Below are 22,242 nucleotides of genomic sequence, written 5' to 3'. Positions count from 1 at the left end.
ATAAAAACCTCCATCAAACAAACGCAAAAAAAAAAGAACGCACCACAAGGGCGCGTCCTTTACTTAACTACTAAAAAAAACTACTTTACTATTTTCATCTCATTGATAAGCCATTTTGCATCGGCATATTTATCAATCACGAAAAGAATGTATTTGGTGTCCACCATAATATTTCGGCTGAATCGCGGGTCATAATTGATGTCGCTCATCGTGCCTTCCCATTGTCTGTCAAAGTTCAGTCCCACAAGATTTCCGTAAGCATCCAGCGCCGGACTTCCGGAATTTCCGCCGGTCGTGTGGTTGGTTGCAGTGAAGTTCACAGGTACATCGCCGGTTTTGTCTTTGTAAATTCCGTAATCTTTGGTATTGTACAATTGGATCAGTTTTTTAGGAACATCAAATTCATAATCTCCAGGAACATATTTCTCCATAATTCCTGCGATATGCGTTTGGTAGCCGTAAGAAACCGCGTCTCTCGGGTTAGAACCTTTTACCTGTCCGTAAGTTACACGAAGGGTAGAATTGGCATCCGGGAAGAATTTGCGGGCTTTGTCGGTTTCCATTTGCTGCGCCATGAATTTCTTCTGTAGCACATCAATTTGCTGTTGGTACGCGGTAACTTTCGCATCGGTACTTGCTATATAATGTTCTCTAAAAGCGGTTAAAAGCTTCATGAGCGGATCATTTTTAAGGTTTTGAACCAAGGCGTTCTGATCTGCAAATACTTTATTAATGTCGGAATAAGTCGTTGCGCCATTCAAAGTTCCTCGTCCTGTAATGATTGAATTCTTCGAAAGTTCTTCGATGGATTTCAGGTTTTGGTTTTCGTCTTTGTATTGCTCGAAACCTGCCGGTAGAAATTGTTTCGGAGTTTTATTGGCGTAAAGTGCGAGCAATTTCGCAGTTACTTTAGCATCCAAAACTGCATCGTAGTCTTTGTAAATACTCGATAATCTGGCTTTGAAACTTTCAGCAGTTTTCGCATCCATTTTCCCGGCTTCTACAGCTTTTACGAAATTGTAATAATTGTTGGTTAAGGTTAACGTTTCTGCATTTCTTAACACTTCAGAATAATAAGCTTTGTTCAGGTTATATGGCGCTTGCTCGGTATAAAGTTGGTTCAACTCATCGATGGTCGGTTTTATTTGAGCATTTTTAGCGATTAAAGTTTGTTCATAATTCTTCTTTTTACTCACCGCATCAGATTTCTTCAAACCTTCCACTTCGCCAATCCATTTTTTCCAATAATTCGCTACAGAAGTGTATTTTGAAGCATATTTAATTCTGGTTGCCGCGTCGGTTCGCATTTTTTCATCTAAAGTTTTCAACGCTACTTCACGCACCGAAATCATCGCAGGATCGGTTTCGTTCATGATTTTTTCAACCGCAATAGCCGGTAGATATTCCGTAGTTCTTCCCGGAAATCCAAACACGAAAGTGAAGTCATTTTCCTGCTTGTCTTTAATGGAAACGGGTAAAAAATATTTCGGTTTGTAAGGGATATTGTCTTTGGAGTATTCCGCAGGTTTATTGTTCTTATCAGCATAGATTCTGAACATTGAGAAATCTCCGGTATGTCTTGGCCAAACCCAGTTGTCGGTATCAGAACCGAATTTTCCGATGCTTTGTGGTGGTGCACCAACCAAACGGATGTCTTTGTAGGTTTCGATGATATAAGCGTAATATTTATTGCCGTAATACATCGGTTTGATGACTACTTTTTGCCAAGATTCTAGCTTGAATCCTGCTTTTACGGTTTCTAAATTCTTGTTAATCAATTCCTGAGCAGCTTTAGCATCCAGATTTTGGGTTCCGGCTAAAACTTCATTTGTTACTTCTTTGATATCTGCAATGAAATCAACGGTAACGCCGGGATTTGGCAATTCGCCATTCATATCTTTCGCCCAGAAACCATTGGTCAGCAAATCATTTTCTACGGTAGAATGATTTTGGATATTGTCATAACCGCAATGGTGATTGGTGAGAAGCAAACCTTGAGGAGAGATGATTTCAGCGGTACAGCCTCCATCAAATTGTACTACTGCATCTTTAATACTCGGTTTGGAAGGGTCAAAAATCTGTTTTGCTGAGATTTTCATTCCCAAATCTTTCATTTCCTTTTCGTTGAGTTCTGTGGGGATCCACATACCGCCGTATTGCTGTGCGAAAGCCATTGCTGCGGGAAAAAGTATTGCGGAAAGCAATAAGTTTCTTCTTTTCATTTTTTAAAATTTGCCTTAAAAGTAAGGAATTTTTAGGAAACAAATATTGGAAGCAAGTAGAATCACCCGAAACAAGCTTTGAATCCTATCGAATCAATGAAATTAAAAAATGCTTGTAAACACTTCATCTTTAAATGAAAACTGAAGCGAATTCGGCTTGTTTAGAAACTTATTTTGTTTGAAAATCTATTATTTTTTAGAGAAATTCATATTCTGAATCCGAACGGCATTGAGAATGGCCAAAAGTGCTACGCCAACATCCGCAAAAACCGCTTCCCACATCGTGGCCAAACCTCCAGCTCCAAGAATGAGAACTACTGCTTTTACGCTAAATGCAAGTATTATATTTTGCCAAACGATTTTTTTTGTTTCTTTTCCAATTCTTATTGCCATCGGAATTTTCGAGGGTTTATCATCCTGAATCACAACATCGGCAGTTTCTACGGTGGCATCGCTTCCGAGTCCGCCCATCGCCATTCCCACATCGCTCAAAGCGACTACAGGAGCGTCATTTACGCCATCACCAACAAATGCCACGCTTTCATTTCGGGCTTTCATTTCTTTCATCTTGTTGACTTTATCTTCTGGGAGAAGGTCTCCGAAAGCATTGGTAATTCCAAGTTTTTTGGCAACTTCCATTACTACAGAAGATTTGTCACCGCTTAACATTGTGGTTTTAATTCCTAATTTTTTCAGTTCAGCCACTGTTTGTGCAGCGTCTTCTTTAATTTGGTCTGAAATGGTGAGATATCCAGCGAATTTACCATCATAAGCCATCGCAATTACGGTGTCGGAAACCGCAGTATGATTGATTTGATGCTGAATATTAAACTTTTCCATCAGTTTGAAGTTTCCGGCGAGAAATTCTTTTCCATTAATGTTTCCTTTCAGTCCATGACCGGCAATTTCTTCGAGATTTTCAACAACAATAGCATGGTCGATTTCACCTACGAATTCATGAACTGCAATAGCAATTGGATGGGTAGATTTGCTTTCCAAAACATTCAAATATTGAAGAATTTCCTGCTGATTAAAATCTTTTTCAATAAATGCTTCCTGAACTTTAAAAACACCTTCAGTCATCGTTCCGGTTTTATCCATCACCAGATTTTGAATATTGGCTAAAATATCCAGAAAGTTGCTTCCTTTAAATAAAATTCCGTTTTTGCTTCCGGCTCCAATTCCACCAAAATAACCAAGCGGAATAGAAATCACCAAAGCACAAGGACAAGAAATTACCAGAAACACCAAAGCGCGATAAAGCCAGTCGCGGAACTCATAATTTGCAACAAAAAAGTAGGGAAGAAGGCAAATTCCAATAGCCAGAAAAACTACAATCGGCGTGTAGATTTTAGCAAATTTTCGGATGAAAAGTTCGGTTTTTGCTTTTTGGGAACTTGCGTTTTGAACCAACTGAAGAATTTTCGACAATTTAGAATCCTGATAAAGCGTGTTGATTTTCACAAGGGAAATGGTGTTCAAATTGATCATTCCTGCCAAAACAGGATCGCCTTTTTTCAGGGAATCTGGTTTGCTTTCTCCGGTTAAAGCTGCGGTGTTGAAAGCTGCGGTTTCCGAAATAAGTTCGCCATCCAGCGCAAGTTTTTCGCCTGGTTTTAGCTGAATTATTTGTCCGATTTCTGCTTTTTCGGCCTTTAAAATTGTGGGAATATTGTTTTCCAATATCGTGATTTCATCGGGTCGCTGATCGAGCAAAGTTTTAATGTTGAGTTGCGCTTTTTGCACCGCCATCGTCTGGAAAACTTCACCTACGGAATAAAAAAGCATTACCGCAACGCCTTCCGGATATTCTCCGATCGCAAATGCGCCCACCGTTGCAATCGTCATCAGAAGAAATTCTGAGAAAAAATCACCGTTTTTAATGCTTAAAAAAGCTTCTTTTATCACTGGAAATCCTACAGGAATATAGGCTAAAAGATAAAGTGCAAAACGAGGCCATCCACTAAACCATGAAGGTTTGATAAGATAATCAAATGCAATTCCGATAAGCAACAATGCAAAAGAAATCAATGCGGGAAGAAACATCTGAAAGGTCGTTCTTTCATCATTTTCGTGGGAATGGCTATGATTGTGTCCTTCGTTTTCGTGATGTTCATGATCTGATGAAACATGCTTTGTTTTTGACGGTTTTTTGTCAGTACTGCAACATTCTTTAGACATATTTTATAGAATTATCTTTTCAAATATACAAATTCAGCACCAATACTTTCGCTGGCATTACTTTTGAAGTTGATATTGAAAATAATAAATTCATGATGGCACTTGCAGAGCAGCTGTTTAGGTTATTCATTGTAGCAATACCGGTTGCGTGTATTGCATGGACGGTCACTCACGAGGAAATTTTCAGGGAACCACGGGAATTTTGTGTTGAGAAATCCAAAAATTGCAGCAAGTTGTACCAACGGAAGTTCTTTTATCTTTTTACCTGTGAATACTGTTTCAGCCATTATGTGACGCTTTTTTTTCTGTGGCTTACCGGTTTCAGCATGTTTTTTGAGGATTGGCGAGGATATTTGGTGGCATTTTTCATCATCGTTTTTATTGCCAATGTTTACATGAGTTTGTTCGCTTATTTAAGACAAAGCTTGAAAGTAGAAAGAATAGAAGCTAAATTGAAAGATAATGAATGGCAGGAAGTAAAAGAAGAATCAAAATAATTCAATAAATCATAAAAAAATAAACAATGGAAAATACAGAAAGACTTCAAGAATACCAGTATGAAAATTACATAGTAGTAACCAATTTTGAAACCTATCAAGACGTGGTTGATTATGCATCAGCCAATAATGGTGAATTGATCGAAGTAGGATTTACCGATGGTTCAGATAATCCAATGCCCAATACTACCGGAAACCTAATCGCCGAAAAGAAAACCTTTAAAGTAGGTCTCGATCCTGAATATCAGGTATTATATTCCTACGATGAACGTTTCCAAGAATTGGCCGAAACGATTTTGGAGGATATGAAAGAAAAAGAAAATGATGTGGCTCCCGAAGATTGGCTTGCTGACCAGAATATCGCTCAAGGCGACCGAATCATCATCATGAAAAACGGAGAAGTGAACACCGTGACCACTAGAGAAAGAATCAAGTTTCTCATGCGTGGAAACCTTTATGAACTTGCGGTGAAAGTACCTTCTGCGAAAGAAGATTAACCTATAATTTAAATTGTTTAAATTCCCGTTTACACTGTTGAAAATGCAGAATAAACGGGATTTTTTGTGCAGAAAATACTGAAGTTTCTATTTGTAAAATTGTTGATGTGTTTTTATTTAAGATTTAACACATTTTTCCCTGAATTTTAAATATATTTGGTGAGACAATAGGCTATGATTAAAAGGCCTTTAAAATAACCATTCAGAAAATTCCGTCACCATGGAAAAAGTCATTCCTTATTCGCTGTTTACAGACGACGATATCTACCTTTTCCGCGAAGGAAAACATTACCAACTCTACGATAAATTCGGCTCCCACACTGTGGAAGTTGAAGGAAAAAAAGGCGTTTACTTTGCCGTTTGGGCTCCTCATGCGAAAGAAGTTTCCGTGGTGGGGAATTTCAATAATTGGCATTCCGAATCACATAAACTCTACCCGAGATGGGACGAATCCGGGATTTGGGAAGGTTTTATTTCAGGGTTAAATTGGGGAAATATTTACAAATATGCCATCCGAACCAATACCGGAGTGCTGCTGGAAAAAGGCGATCCTTTTGCCTTGAGTTGGGAGCAAAATGTACAAGCAAGTTCGGTGATTTCAACCACTTGGTACGAATGGAACGACAAAAACTGGATGAAAGAACGCTTCAAAAAGAACAGTTTGGAGGCTCCAATGTCTGTTTACGAGGTGCATTTGGGTTCCTGGATGCGCGGCGTGGACTATCCTGATCGGTTTTTCAGTTACCGCGAAATTGCCGAACGATTAGTTCCTTATTTAAAAGAAATGAATTTCACTCATGTGGAATTTATGCCGGTGATGGAATATCCTTATGATCCGAGTTGGGGGTATCAAGTGACCGGATTTTTCGCTGCTACATCACGTTTCGGAGCGCCACAGGATTTAATGTTTCTTATTGATGAACTTCACCAAAACGGAATTGGTGTCATCCTCGATTGGGTGCCGTCGCATTTTCCGGGTGATGCCAACGGATTGCATTTTTTCGATGGAACTTATCTTTATGAGCATGAAGATCCGAGAAAAGGATTTCACCCTGACTGGAAATCGCATATTTTCAACTACGGAAGACCGGAAGTGCGCTCTTTTTTGATTTCAAATGCAATGTTTTGGCTCGATCGATATCATGCAGATGGGTTGCGCGTAGATGCTGTAACTTCTATGCTTCATTTGGATTATTCCCGAAACGAAGGCGAATGGGAACCGAATATTTATGGTGGAAATGTGAATTTAGAAGCCAAGCAGTTTTTGCAGGAATTTAATACCGCAGTGTACAAACATTTTCCAGATATCATCACCATCGCTGAAGAAAGTTCAGATTTCCCGATGCTTACCAAACCTGTACACGATGGTGGAGTAGGATTCGGAATGAAATGGATGATGGGCTGGATGCACGATACCTTGAAATATTTCAAAGAAGATCCAATCGGCAGAAAATATCATCATCACAAACTCACATTTGCATCGATGTATATGTATAACGAAAATTATATGATGCCGCTTTCGCATGATGAGGTTGTACACGGAAAATCGAGTTTAATCTTCAAAATGCCGGGCGACGAATGGCAGAAATTTGCCAATCTGCGCGCGCTTTATACTTACATGTTTACCCATCCGGGAACCAAACTCTTGTTCATGGGAGACGAATTTGCACAAACCAATGAATGGAATTTCAAACAAAGTCTAGACTGGCATTTATTGCAATATCCGATTCATAAAGGATTGCAAACTTTTGTGAGCGATCTGAATTATTTATACACCAGTGAGCCTTCTTTTTATGAAAATCAGTTCAATTGCCACGGCTTTGAATGGGTAGAAGCCAATGATGATGCAAACTCCATTTACATTTATCTAAGAAAAGGTAAAGATGAAAACGAAGTGACGATGACGGTTTTAAACCTTACACCAAGGGTTTTCGATTATAAGATTGGCGTTAATGAAGGCACAAATTGGGAAGTGATTTTCAATTCTGATGATAAAAAATACGGCGGAAGCGGTGTCATTGCTGAAATTGTAGATGAAGAAGATGATGAATGGATGTACCGACCAAATGCTATTATTCTGAAATTACCGCCACTTGCAGGCGTAGTGCTGAAACAGAAAAAAACGGTCAAAAGAAAATCGAAGAAAAATATCGAAACCAAAGACGTTTTACCGACAAAAGATTAATTCAATTTTAAATTTCATCCCAAACTGCAATCCTTTAGAATGAAAATTTTCAACCTTTCCATCGAATGTTATCCTGTTGCAAAAGTCGGCGGTCTTGCTGATGTGGTGGGAGCTTTACCGAAATATCTCAATAAAATTGAAGGCGTCGAAGCCAGCGTGATTATGCCTTGGTACAACAAACCTTTTGTGCATGAACACAGTTTCGAAATTGTTTTTGATGGTTGGATTCACCAAAGCCGCCAAATGTTTCAGGTTCAGGTGATGAAAGAGCGCTCGAAAGTTTTGGGCTTCGATTTGTATTTGGTGAAGATTCCTGGGCTTTTAGATCGCGATAATCCGTACGGATATTGGGATGAAAGTCAGCAGTTTTTGGCGTTTCAACATGGTGTTTTGCATTGGCTTACTGCGATGGAAATTCGTCCAGATATTTTGCATTGCCACGATTATCACACCGGTTTAGTGCCGTTTATGATTGAACATTGCCCGGAATTCAGTTTCTTGAAAGGCGTGAAAACGGTAGGAACCATCCATAATGGCGAATATCAAGGGCAAATGAGTTGGGAAATGACCAGCTATATGCCTTGGTTTTATGGTGAAAACTGGGGCCTTCTCGATTGGGACGGCTACATCAATCCTTTGGCATCGATGATCAAATGTTGTCACGCTTTCAATGCCGTTTCTGAAGGGTATTTAAATGAATTGCTCCAAAGTTTCCGTGGTTTGGAAGGCCTTGTGAATCATGAAAGAAACAAAGCTTACGGAATTATCAACGGAATTGATGCTGAAGTTTGGGATCCTGCCACCGATCCTTTCCTGGATTTTCATTATCATAAAAAAACGGCTCAAAAAGGAAAACTTAAAAATAAAAAAGAGATTTGCAAAGAATACGGCTTGAATGAAGATTTGCCTTTGTTTAGTTTTATTGGTCGTTTTGCTGGGGAGAAGGGTGCTGATTTGCTCCCGGAAATTGTTTGGAAAAGCATCCAACAAACTTATGGAGCCATCAACATTATGGTTTTGGGTTCTGGCGATCCGCATATCGAACATGAATTGAGTCATCTCAATGCTTCTTTCTCCAATTTCGCACTCGATTTGGGGTACAAAGAATATCTTTCTCATAAAATTTATGCTTCTTCCGATTTCTTGCTGATGCCTTCACGAGTGGAACCTTGCGGACTCAACCAAATGTATGCAATGCGCTACGGAACCATTCCAATTGTGAGATATACAGGTGGTTTGCGCGATACAGTGGAGGATTTATCAACACGTGGAAGCGGAATTAATTTTGGCGCTGCAACAGCTGATGATGCGGTTCATGCGATGCATCGGGCGCTGTTTGTTTACCGACAAGAAGAGCTGATGGAAAGTCTGGTTCAATCGAATATGAGTTTCAATTTCTCTTGGGAAAAATCTGCCGAGAAATATATGGAAATGTATCGCGGGTAGTTGTACTGAAGATTTTCATTGATTAAAGTTTTGTAAAGTTCTTGAAATGCTTTATTTGTGGTATTATTCTTGCAAAGTTCATTGGAAACGAAAAAAATATGTCCGCAGAAAAAATGAAGAATTTACCCTTATTTGGAATCGCTTTAGCCGCTTTGATGATGGCAGTTCTTGTTCAATGCAAAAAAGACAATGAAATTTCTGGTCAATCCGCTGACCAACATCTTCTTCAAAAAAAAGATTCAGTAATTAAAGCAGAAGCTCCGAAACCTGTCATTAAATATACCTCAATGATTTTCCCTGCGAAGAAAAAAGATTCGGCGATGTCATTTTTCAATAAGCAGTTTTCCGAAGAGGAACGTTATACTATTTTGGCTTTAAACCGCCTTGATTCTAAAAATAAATGGCGCGCTGATACCCTCGCTATTCCCGATAAATTTGATCGAACTTTGATGATGTATTCGCCATTTCCAGCTCAATTGGATGTGCTGAAAGATGTGAAAAAAATGGTGCTTTTCTCTTATCCTATTCAGGCGTATGCGTTGTACGAAAATGGTAAAATAATCAAATGGGGACCAACAAGTATGGGGAAAAAAGCGGCTCAAACCAAACGCGGACTCATGTTTGCCAACTGGAAAAAAGAACTTGCTATTTCTACTATCGACAGTGATTGGAAATTGCCTTATAACGTTAATGTTCACAATACTTTGGGAATTGGATGGCATCAATATGATTTGCCGGGATTCCCCGCCTCACATTCTTGTTTAAGACTGTTGATGGACGATGCGAAATATCTTTATAGCTGGGTGGATACTTGGATTCTCAATAAAGGTGGAGCTACAGTAAAAGCTAACGGAACACCGGTTATCGTTTTCGGTGATTACCAATGGGGAGGCAAAAAACCTTGGAAAAAGCTCATTGAAGATTCTAAAGCCAACGACATTTCGGTGGAAGAACTCAATTCCATTATCAATCCGCATCTTGAAAAAATTCTAGAAGAGCAGAAAAAAAGAGATGAAGTTGTAGCATCAACTTCTACGGAAGTAAAACCTGCGGCTTAATTTTCTTGTTTTTCAAATTGGAGAATAGATTTCTCAGCGAAATCACGAAGTTTTCGCATTTCTTCTCTTGCTTGGTATTGCCCGATTTTAGTGGCGAAATAAGTTAATGCCAATAAAAATAAAGTGGCAAATGATGCCGTGAGCGCCCAGGGAAAATCGTTGCTTTTGATTTGTTTTTCTACAAACCAGATCGTGATAAAAACCATCCACAGAATGCTTCCGATGAAATAAAGGAACATGAAGAAAGTCCACACTGCGCTTGTCGGTCCGAAAATTCCGCGGATTACCGTTTTGTTTTCCTCGGAATCGTGTTCGGTTCGTAGGGATAAGCAGGGTTTCCAAAAGTTGTTGTGCTCACTTTTAACCATAATCGTTGCCGTTTCGGAGTTGATATTTCCAGTATAATATTCCGATTGGCTGTTGAGGAATTCTTTCACGATTTCTGCATATTTTTCACGACTGATTTCAGTGTACATTTTGAATCTCGGCCTCGAACGAATCTGGTCTAAAACGGTTTCTTCAATTTTCATCTTGGTAAGGAATTGGATCTTTTAATATCATTTGAAACATTATTTTTTTACCCGCTCTTTCGATTTCAAAATTAACTTTTGTGCCATCATCATCTTTCATCAAATCATTGATTCTCTGCAAGGTATAATCACCTGCTTTTTTCTTGTTAATACTGATGATATTGTCATCTTTCCTGATTCCTGCGATGTAGCACGGCGCGTCTTTTCGGCAACCAGAAACCGAATATTTGGGTTTCAAAACAAAATGATATCGAAAGGTATCTCTCGCGGTATAAACATTGTCTCCTTCGCTTACTCGGTTGCTTTTTGTAGTTTCCACGGTGACCAAATCTTTGTCCCAAGTCATTCCATCGTGGCGAATGTCTAAACCACTTTTGTTAAAGAGAAAAGGATCGTTGAAGTGTTTATTTTTCTTCAAGTAAATTTTATTTTCAGTATAATTAAAAACCACTTCAAAACGTCTTAAAATATCGCTTCCCACCGAACCTTTTCGGTTGGGAACCAACTTTAAATTTTGAATGGAATATTCGTCGGGCATCGCTGTTAAAGGTTTCTCGAATGCGAAATCGCCAATGTAAAGACGGTGAATTCTGCTTCTTTTTCCAAAAATATCTCCATTAAAACCTTGTCCTAAATAATCATCAATATTCGGCCGATTATACACAAAATCTTTGATGAGTTTCGGGAAAAGCCATACTGCATCGCTGTTTCCTAGATCGATCAACATCTTCGATTCCACTCGGGTTGAAGTCATTTCAACTCCCGCCATCAAGTAAGGTTTGTTGCTTTCAACGGTGATGGGAAATTCGCTATGTCTTTTCACTTTTTTTTCAAAAAGCGTTTTGTCTTGGTAAACGATGATTTTTTTAGTGATATAATTAATTGAAATCGGATGATTTTTAAAGAAATGATAACCGATAATTCCGTTCACCGGAATCCCAACATGTGAAGAAAAATTGATGCTTTCATCCAAAATAATAAACACCGTATGATTAAAATCTTTGAAATCTTTCCCAATCTTGACAATGTTATTCTCCGATCGTAAACCTTCGATATCGCGGCTTTCTCCCAACCCGGAAAACTTTATTTTTTCGATGTCGTTAAAATTAATTTCCTTGCTGTCGAGGCTAAAAAGAATGGTTTCATTCACACCCGAATCCAGCAGAAAAGTAAGATCAACCCCATTAATATTTAGCGGAACAAATATTAAATTATTAATCAGCTGAAATGGGATTACTGTTTTCTTGTCATCTGCAATTTCGAATCCCTTTTGCCCGAAAGAAAAAGTGAATACAAAAAGCAGAAAAAGCAAGCAGCGTTTCATTGATTGAAGATACAATATTTTCATCAATTTCATTAAAAATCATCAAAATAAGTACATTAAAAATCCTAAATTTGTTCTATGCAAAACGAAGCGAAAACAGAAAGATTCCGACAAATCGTCGAAAACAAATTCCAGATCTACAATTCATTATTCATGAGTTTGCCTTATGATAAAATGACCAACATCGGGATGTTGCTCCCTTTTTTATACGAAGAAAGCAGAATTGGCTACGAAAAAGGCCAAAGTCCGGAAGATATTGTGGAAGAATTTTTCACCAAACACACCGATTTGGTAACCGAAGAGCAGAAAACCGAACTTTTGTTCAAGATTATCCAATATATTGAAAGACAAGTGGTGCTTTTTGACAGTATTGAAGATGCCGCTTTCCCGCAATTGCATTCCCAAAACGAAGCAGGTATGCTAGCAAATCTTCACGATCGTGCGGTGCAGGAACATCAGTTGGACGCAACCCGAAAAAAACTTCAGGATTTTGCAGTAAAAGTTGTTTTCACAGCGCATCCAACACAATTTTACCCGAATTCGGTGCAACGGATTTTGCATGATCTCCGTTCAGCGATTATGAAAGATTCCGTGACGGAAATCGATATGCTTTTGCAACAATTGGGTAAAACACCTTTCCTTAATCGAGAAAAACCCACACCGCTCGATGAGGCGATGAGCATTATTTTTTACCTCAGATATGTGTATTACGATTCAATCGGCGAGCTTTATCGAACGATTAAAAACACTTTTGGGAATCAGCATTTTGTGCCGCATCAAGATATCTTTCAGCTGGGATTTTGGCCAGGTGGAGACCGCGACGGAAATCCTTTCGTCACCGCAGAAATCACTCAGAAAGTCGCGCAGGAACTCAATTCTTCCATCCTGAAATCGTATTATGCGCATTTGAAAAACTTGCGAAGAAGACTGAGTTTCCGTGGAGTTTCAGAAGTTTTGGAAACTTTGAGCCATGAAATTTATGATGCGATTTTTAAAGATCAAAACATCAGTACTGAACAAATTTTAAAAAGAACAAAAGAGGCCGAAAAAATACTGAAAGAACAACACAACGGGCTTTTTAATAATATTTTGGAAGATTTCCAAGATCGGGTGAAGATTTTCGGAACTCATTTTGCAACCCTTGATATTCGTCAAGACAGCCGTGTTCATCAACAGGTTATTGATGATATTATTGCAAAAAAGGCGGGCTTTATTTCTGAAAATATTTCTACAAAAGATAAGTTACAATGGCTTCTGGAAACCGATGTCGTTGTAGATCCCAATGATTTTGAAGGTATTACCAAAGATACTTTGGAGAATATTTTTAACATCAAAAAAATTCAACAGAAAAACGACGAAAGAGGACTCAGCCGTTACATTATTTCCAATTCTGATGAGGTAAAAGATGTGCTGAATGTATTCGGAATGTTCAGGCTTTGTGGTTATCGTGAGGAGGAAATCCATATCGATATTGTTCCGCTTTTTGAAACGATGGAAGGTTTGGATGCCGGAGAAAAAGTGATGAAAGAACTCTACGAACTTCCGGTGTACCGAAAACATTTGGAAAGACGCGGAAATGCGCAAACAATTATGCTCGGTTTCTCCGACGGAACCAAAGATGGTGGTTATTTAAAAGCCAATTGGGAAATTTATGAAACCAAAGAACAGCTGACGAAAATTTCGGATGAAAACAATATTAAAGTCATTTTCTTCGACGGACGGGGCGGTCCACCAGCAAGAGGTGGCGGGAAAACCCACGATTTCTACGCTTCTCAAGGGAAAACCATTGCCAATAATAAAATTGAATTGACCATTCAAGGGCAAACCATTACCAGTGTTTTTGGAAATAAAGATCAAGCGAAATATAATTTCGAACAACTGTTAACTGCCGGAATTGAGAATGATGTTTTTAAAAATTCAAAAAAAGATTTAACGGAAAAAGAAAGAAAGCTTATTGAGGAATTGGCAGAAATCAGCTTCCAAAAATACTCTGATTTGAAGGCGCACCCAATGTTTGTGCCGTATTTGCAAGAAATGAGCACGCTGGAATATTACGGGCGAACCAATATCGGCAGCCGACCAAGCAAAAGAGGTGGAACAAATGAACTTAAATTTGAAGATTTGCGCGCGATTCCGTTTGTAGGTTCATGGAGCCAATTGAAACAAAATGTTCCTGGGTTTTTCGGGTTTGGTTTTGCTTTAAATGAACTTAAAAATCAAGGGAGATTTGATGAGGTTCATGCGCTTTACAAAGGTTCAGATTTCTTTAAAACTCTGGTTTTAAATTCCATGATGAGTATGAATAAATCGTATTTTCCCCTTACATATTACATGAAAAACAATTCGAAATTTGGTGGTTTTTGGAATATTTTATTTGACGAATACGAACTTTCAAAATCAATGATGTTGGAACTTACCGGTTTCAAAATGTTGATGGAAGAAGATCCAATTTCAAGAAAATCAGTTAAAATCCGCGAGAAAATTGTGCTTCCGTTGTTGAGCATTCAGCAATATGCTTTGATGAAAATTCAGAAAGAAGAAGGAAATCGCGAAGCTTACGAAAAACTCGTGATGCGTTCGTTGTTCGGAAACATCAATGCAAGTAGAAATTCAGCGTAAATTATTTGAACATGAATGCCAATAACACCCGCGTTTATCGAATGTCTTTTGCCAGTGTTTATCCACATTATATCACAAAAGCAGAAAAAAAAGGGCGGACAAAAGCTGAAGTGGATGAGATTGTTTTCTGGCTCACCGGCTACGATGAAAAAATGCTACAAAAAATCATCGATGATAAAGTCGATTTCGAAAATTTCTTTAATCAAGCTCCGAAAATGAATCCGAATGTTTCGAAAATTACCGGCGTCATCTGTGGTTACCGAGTAGAAGAAATTGAAGATCCAATCATGCAAAAGGTCCGTTATCTGGATAAACTAATCGAAGAATTAGCAAAAGGAAAAGTGATGGAAAAGATTTTGAGAAAATGAATGTAGTTATACACTAGGTAATTCAAATAGATCTGGTTTTTATGTTTTGAATAATAAAAAGTGTAATTTTTAACGGAAGTTTAACATTAAATGACATTAAATCATTTTATTCGGTAAGATAAAATCAATATTTTCACAAGAAAAATAAATTATGAAGAAAATGTTAGCTTCTTTGGTGGTTATCTTCTTGATGACTACAAATGGATTTGCTCAGAATATCCCGACAGATCCTTCTGTGAGAATAGGAACTCTTTCCAACGGAATGAAGTACTATATTAAAAAGAACACACTTCCTGAGAAAAAGGTGGATTTCAGATTGGCAATCAATGCAGGTTCTATACTTGAAGATGAAAATCAAAGAGGATTAGCCCATTTTATGGAGCATATGAACTTCAATGGAACTAAAAACTTTCCGGATAATAAATTAGTTGACTTCCTACAGTCTATAGGAGTGAAATTCGGACAACACCTTAATGCTTATACCAGTTTTGATGAAACCGTTTACATGCTTCCTGTTCCTTTAGATAAACCGGGAAATCTTGATGCAGGTCTAAAAGTAATGGAGGATTGGGCTTTTAATGCTACACTTTCTGATGAGCAAATTAATAAAGAAAGAGGAGTAGTCTTAGAAGAATTAAGATTAGGATTAGGAGCTGATAAAAGGATGTCAGATAAATATTTACCTAAATTATTATACAATTCTCAGTATGCTAACAGACTTCCAATTGGAAAAAAAGAAGTGTTGGAAAACTTTAAACCAGATGTGATTAGAAAATTCCATCAGGATTGGTACAGACCAGATTTGATGGCAATTGCAGTGGTGGGTGATATCAATGTAGATGAAATTGAAAAAAAGATAAAAGATAATTTCAGTAAATATAAAAATCCGGCTAAACCAAAAGAAAGAAAAGTTTTTGATCTGCCTAATCATAAAGAAACATTGGTTGCGATAGAAACAGATCCTGATGCAACAAACTCAATGGTTCAGTTTATCATGAAAGATTCGGAAGCATATAAACCGAATGTGACAGTGGAACAATACAATCAGAGTTTGATTAAAAATTTAGCAACTACAATGTTGAATAATAGATTAAGAGAACTGATCAATTCCAATAATCCACCTTTCACTTTTGGATCTGTATATCATGGTGGCACCTATGCAAGAACAAAAGAAGCTTTCCAAGGATTTGCATTGACCAAAGAAGGAGATCAATTGAAAGCATTATCGGTACTTTTAACAGAAGTAGAAAGAGCTAAAAAATTCGGATTTACTCAATCTGAACTTGATAGAGCAAAATCTCAAGTTTTATCGAACCTTGAAAGATCTTATAACAACAGAGATAAGACTGAAAGTGGTATGCTTGTGGATGAATACGTAAGAAGCTTTTTGGAGCAGGAACCAATGCCAGGAATTGCTTGGGAATATGAAGATACAAAAAACTTCTTGCCAAGTGTGACCTTAGCACAGACCAATGATATTATCAAGAAATTTGTGAAAGATGACAGCCGAGTTATCGTGATTACCGGACCAAAAAAGGATAATGTTACAATGCCTACAGAAGCAATGGTGCTTAATACATTTGAATCTGTAAAGATGGCAGATATTAAACCTTATGAAGAAAAAGCATCAATCAATAATTTGGTTAAACCATTTAAATCCGAAGGTAAAATTGTAAAAACTGAAACAGATGCAAAACTGGGTACAACGACCTGGACGCTTAGCAATGGTGCAAAAGTTACCTTTAAGAAAACCGATTTTAAAGATGATGAAATTATATTTTCAGCAAGAAGTTTAGGAGGAAACTCTATCATTAACGATACCGATTTCAAAAAAACACAATTTGCATTTGCTGCTCTAACTGAAGCTGGAGTAGGTGGTTTTTCAAAGACTGATCTCACCAATTATCTTACTGGAAAGCAAGTTTCTGTAAATCCTAATATTAGTGTTCTCACCGAAGGAATAAACGGTAAAACTACACAGAAAGATCTCTCGGTAGCTATGGAATTGATGTATGCTTATTTTACAAGTTTAAATTACAATCCAGATGCATTCAACGCCTTTAAAACGAAGCAGTCGGCCATGTTGGATAATTTGCTTTCAAATCCGCAGTTTTATTTTTCTAGTGAGCATGCTAAATTTTTAAATCAGAAAAACCCAAGGTTTGTAGGAATTATTCCTACGGAAAAAGATTGGGCAATAACGGATTATAAACTAGCATACGATATTTATAAAGAAAAGTTTGCGAATGCAGGGAATTTCCACTTCTATTTTACGGGAAATATTGATGAAAATAATTTAAAAAATGAAATCTTAAAATATGTAGCAAGTTTGCCAAGTACAGGGAAGGCGACTACCTTTAAAGATACCGGTTATAGATCAATTGGTGGAGATTTTACTAAAGTTTATAAAAAAGGTAAAGATCCTAAGAGTATGGTTCAAATCGTTTACTCAGGCGAAACTCCTTATAACGAAAAAGAAGCTTTGGCACTTTCTGCCTTAGGTGAAGTAGCTACTATAAAAGTTATTGAAAAATTGAGAGAAGAAGAGAGCGGCATCTACGGTGGTGGAGCAAGAGGCACCATGACCAAAGTTCCGTTTGGTAATTATACTTTCAGTATAAGTTTCCCATGTGGTCCTGAAAATGCCGATAAACTGACAAAAAGTGCAATTGCAGAACTCCAAAAATTAATTGATAATGGTCCGGAACAAAAAGATTTAGATAAGTATAAAGAAGGGGAAATAAACGACTATAATACTAATCTTAAAGATAATAATTACTGGATCAATGCGCTATCAAAGAGTCAATTAGACGGTAGTGATAAATATGAAATTCTTAATTATCCAGAGAAAATAAAAGAACTTACCGTAAAAGATTTGCAGAATGTGGCAAAAAAATATCTGACAAAAAACAGAGGGATTGCTACTTTAATGCCTGAAGATGGTTGGGAAAATGTGAAGAAAGAAGAAGTAAAGACTGCTGTTGCGAAATAAAAAGACACAGATTAAAATAACCAAAAAATAATGAATCCGTCTCGCTTAAAAGTGTGAGACGGATTTTTTTATTATCTCTTCGATAGTGATTTATATAACCAAGTCTAAATAATGACTAATAGACCTACTTGATAATGTAATAACGTGAAAAACTTTGGTTAATTACAGTCAGTCTTCTACTGCTTAATGAGTTTCTCGACGAACTCATTTTTGTCGATTTTTATTTTTAAAAAGTAAACTCCTTTGGTTAGTTTCTCGATGTTCTGTATTTTTTCATTGGAAAGGTTTTGGGATTTTCTGCCTAAAACATCATACAATTCTACCGAAACAATTTTTTCAGAAGTATTGATCGTAAAGCTTGTGCTTACCGGATTCGGGTAGATTTTAATTGAAGATTTAGTAACGTTTGCAGTTGCCATTTGCACTTCCGTAAGTGATGCTCCGAAATTCAGAATTCCATATCCCATTGGGTCTGTGTGGTTCGGGAAAAGAGAAGCTTTTTGTCTAAGAATATCTTTCAGTTCATCCAAAGGTTTTGTAAGAACAGCTTGCAACAAACAAGCTACACCGCCCGCCGCAAGTGGAGTAGCGAAAGAAGTTCCGTTGCTGGTAGTTGCGCTGTTGTTGTAAGCTATTGCGGTATTGGTTCCTCTTGCACTTGCATCGGGTTTTACGAGTCCTAAAGCATTTGGTCCGTAAGAAGAAAAAGAAGAACTCGTACCACTTGAAGTTACAGCACCCACGGTGAAAACTTTTTCGTTATCGGCAGGTGTGATGATGTAATGCCAAGAATTTTGAGCTTCGTTTCCGGCGGCTGCAAGTACGAAAATTCCTTTCTCAGCAGCGATTTGTGCAGCTCTTGCGATGAAAGAATTACTTCCGTCCATATCCGAGTATAACATGTTGTAGCGACTGTCATCAAAATCGTAATATCCAAGGGAGGTTGTAATGATATCAACACCTTTTCTGTCGGCTTCTTCGGCGGCCTCTGCCCAATAAATCATTTCTTCAGGTTTTTCGTTTACGGCATCTTCGGATGCATAAAGATAAAAATCTGCATCTGGAGCGGACCCTACATAAGAATTATCGATATAACCAGCGATTACTCCTAAACAATAAGAACCATGATTGTTTAGAGAAGTATTGTAAATATCAGTGCTTTTGTTTACGAAATTATAACCGCCTTTTATTTGTCCATTGTTTCGGATTCTTGCGTACGCAGATCCTGTATTCACTGTCGGAAATCCGGTATCGATAACGGCAATCGTAACTCCAGTACCGGTGTAACCTGCAACGTGTAGCGGACGAAGATTGATTTGGTCAATTTGGGATAAACCTGTTCCATAGTTGAAATTGGTTTTTCCGATGGTATTGTCGAAAACTTTGAATTTATCCGACTTTTTTATGCTTTGTTTTCCACCTGCAGGATGTTTGATAAAGCTTTCAACGGATTGAACGTAGCTTTGAGCTTGCAAGGTAGCAATTTGAGCAGTTGTAGCGTTTACTGCAACTCCATTCATCCATTTCGAATAATCGGTTACGGTGAAGCCTAAATTTTTGATGTTTTGAATATAGGAAGCTTCCAATGGAGCGTCTTGATCATTCAAAGGGATATTGAGTCTGGCTCTTCGGTCGAGTGATTTCTGGGAAATTTCGGAAAGTGGATTAGCATAAAATGCTGCTTTATTCGGCTTGTCCTTAAAAAATACAAAAACCAATTCGGTTTGTGCGCTGACAAAAGCATAAAGAAAAATGATAAGAACGGATAATGTTTTTTTCATAGAGGGTGAGTATGGTAAATTTCAACGAAATTAACAAAAAGTTAAAATGTACGCGTAAATTAATCGGTTATGTTTGTTTTGTTTTTATTTTTTTTTTAATAACAATCCATAAAAATTGATGATTAATTGTGTTTTCTACTTTTTTCAATTTCATTAAAATAACCAACCGAAATGCTCTTGATTTTCCTTTTTATTGATGAATCATGAAAACAATAGGAGTTTTAATTTTCCTGAAAATTTAATTTTCTTAAATTTGAGCAAATATTTTTTAAGAAACCCAACCGAAGAGGAAAGGTAACCGATTAAAAAAAATAAAAATAGAAAAATCTATGAAAAAAATTCAGATGGTTGACCTACAAAGTCAATATTATAAGATAAAAGCTGATGTCGATAATGCTGTTTTGAATGTATTGGATTCTGCTGCATTCATCAATGGTCCAGAAGTGAAATCTTTCCAAAATGAATTGGAACAATACCTCGACGTAAAACACGTAATTCCTTGTGCCAACGGAACCGATGCGCTTCAAATTGCATTAATGGCACTTGATTTAAAAGAAGGAGATGAGGTGATCACCGCTGATTTTACCTTCGCAGCAACGGTAGAAGTTATTCACTTGCTGAAACTGAAATCGGTTTTGGTGGATGTGAATTATGATACTTTCACCATCGACCCAGAGAAAGTGAAAGCTGCGATTACGCCAAGAACAAAAGCAATTATTCCGGTTCATCTTTTCGGGCAATGTGCCAATATGGAAGAAATTCTGAAGATTGCCAAAGAACACAACCTTGCGGTGATTGAAGATAATGCACAAGCGATTGGAGCTGATTTTACCTTCTCCGACGGAACTGTGAAGAAATCTGGAACAATGGGCGTGATGGGAACTACTTCTTTCTTTCCTTCTAAAAATCTCGGTTGCTACGGTGATGGCGGTGCTATTTTTACCAATGATGATGAATTAGCACACAAGCTTCGCGGAATCGTGAACCACGGAATGTACGAAAGATATTACCACGATGAAGTGGGTGTGAACTCGCGTTTAGACAGTATTCAGGCGACCGTTCTTAGAAAAAAACTTCCGCTTTTGGATGGGTATAATGACGCGAGAAGAAAAGCTGCCGATTATTATGATGAAGCTTTCGCAAACCATCCGAATATTTTAATTCCAACAAGAGCCGAAAACTCAACCCATGTTTTTCATCAATATACATTGAGAATCCTGAACGGAAAACGCAACGAATTGCAGGCGTTTTTAACCGAAAAAGAGATTCCGGCGATGATTTATTATCCAGTGGCTTTAAGAAAACAAAAAGCGTATTTCCAAGAAAGCGATCCAAAAGATTTCGTGAATACAGATCAACTTCTGGATCAGGTGATTTCTTTGCCGATGCACACCGAATTGGATGATGAGCAACTGAAGTATATTACCGATGCCGTTTTGGAGTTTTTTAAATAGCATTTAAATTACTCCCCAAACGTTTTAAAAATAATTAAAAACACAACATGACCATACTTGTAACAGGAGGATTGGGCTATATCGGTTCACACACCGTGGTAGAACTCTTAAACAACAATTTTGATGTCGTTATCGTGGATGATTTATCCAATTCTGAAAGATTTATTTTAGAAAATATCGAGAAAGTGGCAGGGAAAAAGCCTGTGTTTTATCCTTTCGATTTAAAGAGAAAAGAATTGCTTGCACAGGTTTTCGATGCACATGATATTGGTGGATGTATCAATTTTGCTGCGTTCAAAGCGGTGGGAGAGAGCCAGGAAAAACCGGTGGATTACTACGAAAACAATTTGTTTTCATTGATTAATATTCTTCAGGAATTTAAAACAAGAAATATTTCCAATTTTATTTTCAGTTCGAGTTGTACGGTTTACGGACAAGCGGATGAAATGCCGATTGACGAAGACACTCCTCTGAAATTGCCGGAATCTTCCTACGGAAAAACCAAACAAATGGGCGAGGAAATCCTGAAAGATTTTGCAACTGCACACCGAAGAAAGATTTCGTTGTTGAGATATTTTAATCCAATTGGGGCGCACCCAACAGCTCTGTTGGGCGAGTTACCGATCGGAGTTCCCAATAATTTGGTTCCGTATGTTACGCAAACCGCTTCTGGAATTCGGGAGAAACTGAATATTTGGGGAAATGATTACCCAACGGAAGATGGCACTGCGATTCGCGATTATATTTATGTGGTAGATTTGGCAAAAGCCCATGTGAAAGCTTTGCAAAAACTGATTGCTTCCGATGAGGCAACGGTGATCGATATCTACAACCTCGGTACGGGGAAAGGTTCGTCGGTTTTGGAAGTAGTGAAAGCATATGAAACTGCAAATAATGTGGCGGTTCCTTATCAAATTTGCGACCGAAGAGCGGGCGATATCACGATTGCTTATGCCAACGCTGATAAAGCGGAAAGAGAATTGGGTTGGAAAGCAAATACAAGTTTGGAAGAAGCCTTGCGTACGACTTGGGAATGGCAGAAATATTTGGAGTCTAGAGTTTAAATAAAAATTTTTAAATAAAAAAAA

15 protein-coding genes are annotated in these 22,242 nt (G+C 37.7%); 10 read left to right on the top strand and 5 right to left on the bottom strand.

The window, feature by feature from the left end; all coding sequences use genetic code 11:
* Nucleotides 1-80: 80 nt before the first annotated feature.
* Nucleotides 81-2,222, bottom strand: coding sequence for a S46 family peptidase (locus NOV28_RS05510; RefSeq protein ID WP_255928401.1), 2,142 nt, complete (start codon nt 2,220-2,222; stop codon nt 81-83).
* A gap of 189 nt (nt 2,223-2,411) precedes the next feature.
* Nucleotides 2,412-4,403, bottom strand: a complete 1,992-nt coding sequence (locus NOV28_RS05505; RefSeq protein WP_255928399.1) for a heavy metal translocating P-type ATPase — start codon at nt 4,401-4,403, stop codon at nt 2,412-2,414.
* A gap of 92 nt (nt 4,404-4,495) precedes the next feature.
* Here NOV28_RS05505 and NOV28_RS05500 point away from each other — a divergent pair, with 92 nt between their 5' ends.
* The 5 genes from NOV28_RS05500 to NOV28_RS05480 all read left to right on the top strand — a co-directional run bounded on the left by NOV28_RS05500 (nt 4,496) and on the right by NOV28_RS05480 (nt 10,086).
* Nucleotides 4,496-4,900 carry a hypothetical protein gene (locus tag NOV28_RS05500; protein ID WP_255928397.1) on the top strand — a complete coding sequence of 135 codons (405 nt, stop codon included), beginning with the start codon at nt 4,496-4,498 and terminating at the stop codon, nt 4,898-4,900.
* A 26-nt stretch (nt 4,901-4,926) separates the two neighbouring features.
* Entirely contained in the window at nt 4,927-5,397 is a 471-nt protein-coding gene (locus NOV28_RS05495) for a hypothetical protein (RefSeq protein ID WP_255928395.1), read from the top strand.
* Nucleotides 5,398-5,617: 220 nt separating this feature from the next.
* Nucleotides 5,618-7,582, top strand: coding sequence for a 1,4-alpha-glucan branching protein GlgB (gene glgB, locus NOV28_RS05490; RefSeq protein WP_255928393.1), 1,965 nt, complete (start codon nt 5,618-5,620; stop codon nt 7,580-7,582).
* A gap of 39 nt (nt 7,583-7,621) precedes the next feature.
* Complete coding sequence (locus tag NOV28_RS05485) at nt 7,622-9,028, top strand: glycogen synthase (protein WP_255928391.1); 1,407 nt, start codon at nt 7,622-7,624, stop codon at nt 9,026-9,028.
* Between the two features lie 113 nt (nt 9,029-9,141).
* Complete coding sequence (locus NOV28_RS05480) at nt 9,142-10,086, top strand: L,D-transpeptidase (protein WP_255928389.1); 945 nt, start codon at nt 9,142-9,144, stop codon at nt 10,084-10,086.
* Here NOV28_RS05480 and NOV28_RS05475 read toward each other — a convergent pair.
* Both NOV28_RS05475 and NOV28_RS05470 read right to left on the bottom strand, forming a co-directional pair.
* The gene (locus NOV28_RS05475) at nt 10,083-10,616 is read right to left on the bottom strand and encodes a hypothetical protein (protein WP_255928387.1); all 534 of its coding nucleotides are present in this window, start codon (nt 10,614-10,616) and stop codon (nt 10,083-10,085) included. The two genes, NOV28_RS05480 and NOV28_RS05475, sit on opposite strands and share 4 nt — an antisense overlap.
* Entirely contained in the window at nt 10,606-11,940 is a 1,335-nt protein-coding gene (locus NOV28_RS05470) for an aspartyl protease family protein (RefSeq protein ID WP_255928385.1), read from the bottom strand. Before NOV28_RS05470 ends, NOV28_RS05475 begins: the two co-directional genes overlap by 11 nt.
* 78 nt (nt 11,941-12,018) lie before the next feature.
* Between NOV28_RS05470 and NOV28_RS05465 the strand changes: the two genes are divergently transcribed.
* The 3 genes from NOV28_RS05465 (at nt 12,019) to NOV28_RS05455 (ending at nt 17,919) form a co-directional block, all read left to right on the top strand.
* On the top strand, nt 12,019-14,559 hold the full coding sequence (locus NOV28_RS05465) for a phosphoenolpyruvate carboxylase (protein WP_255928383.1): 2,541 nt from the start codon (nt 12,019-12,021) through the stop codon (nt 14,557-14,559).
* Nucleotides 14,560-14,570: 11 nt separating this feature from the next.
* Complete coding sequence (locus tag NOV28_RS05460) at nt 14,571-14,927, top strand: DUF2200 domain-containing protein (RefSeq protein ID WP_255928381.1); 357 nt, start codon at nt 14,571-14,573, stop codon at nt 14,925-14,927.
* A 151-nt stretch (nt 14,928-15,078) separates the two neighbouring features.
* Entirely contained in the window at nt 15,079-17,919 is a 2,841-nt protein-coding gene (locus NOV28_RS05455; protein ID WP_255928379.1) for a M16 family metallopeptidase, read from the top strand.
* 176 nt (nt 17,920-18,095) lie between these two features.
* On the opposite strand, the gene NOV28_RS05450 is transcribed toward NOV28_RS05455, so the two are convergent.
* Nucleotides 18,096-19,700 (bottom strand): S8 family peptidase, encoded by a 1,605-nt coding sequence (locus tag NOV28_RS05450; RefSeq protein ID WP_255928377.1) that lies wholly within the window; start codon nt 19,698-19,700, stop codon nt 18,096-18,098.
* A gap of 329 nt (nt 19,701-20,029) precedes the next feature.
* Between NOV28_RS05450 and NOV28_RS05445 the strand changes: the two genes are divergently transcribed.
* Nucleotides 20,030-21,154, top strand: a complete 1,125-nt coding sequence (locus tag NOV28_RS05445) for a DegT/DnrJ/EryC1/StrS family aminotransferase (RefSeq protein ID WP_255928375.1) — start codon at nt 20,030-20,032, stop codon at nt 21,152-21,154.
* 47 nt (nt 21,155-21,201) lie between these two features.
* Nucleotides 21,202-22,218: a UDP-glucose 4-epimerase GalE gene (galE, locus tag NOV28_RS05440; protein ID WP_255928373.1), complete on the top strand. Its 1,017-nt coding sequence runs from the start codon at nt 21,202-21,204 to the stop codon at nt 22,216-22,218.
* Nucleotides 22,219-22,242 lie beyond the last annotated feature (24 nt).

The sequence above is a fragment of the Kaistella montana genome (assembly GCF_024436175.1).
Classification (GTDB): Bacteria; Bacteroidota; Bacteroidia; order Flavobacteriales; family Weeksellaceae; genus Kaistella; species Kaistella montana.
The sequence above is the reverse complement of the archived record's forward strand: the minus strand, read 5'-3'. Positions and strand labels throughout refer to the sequence as shown.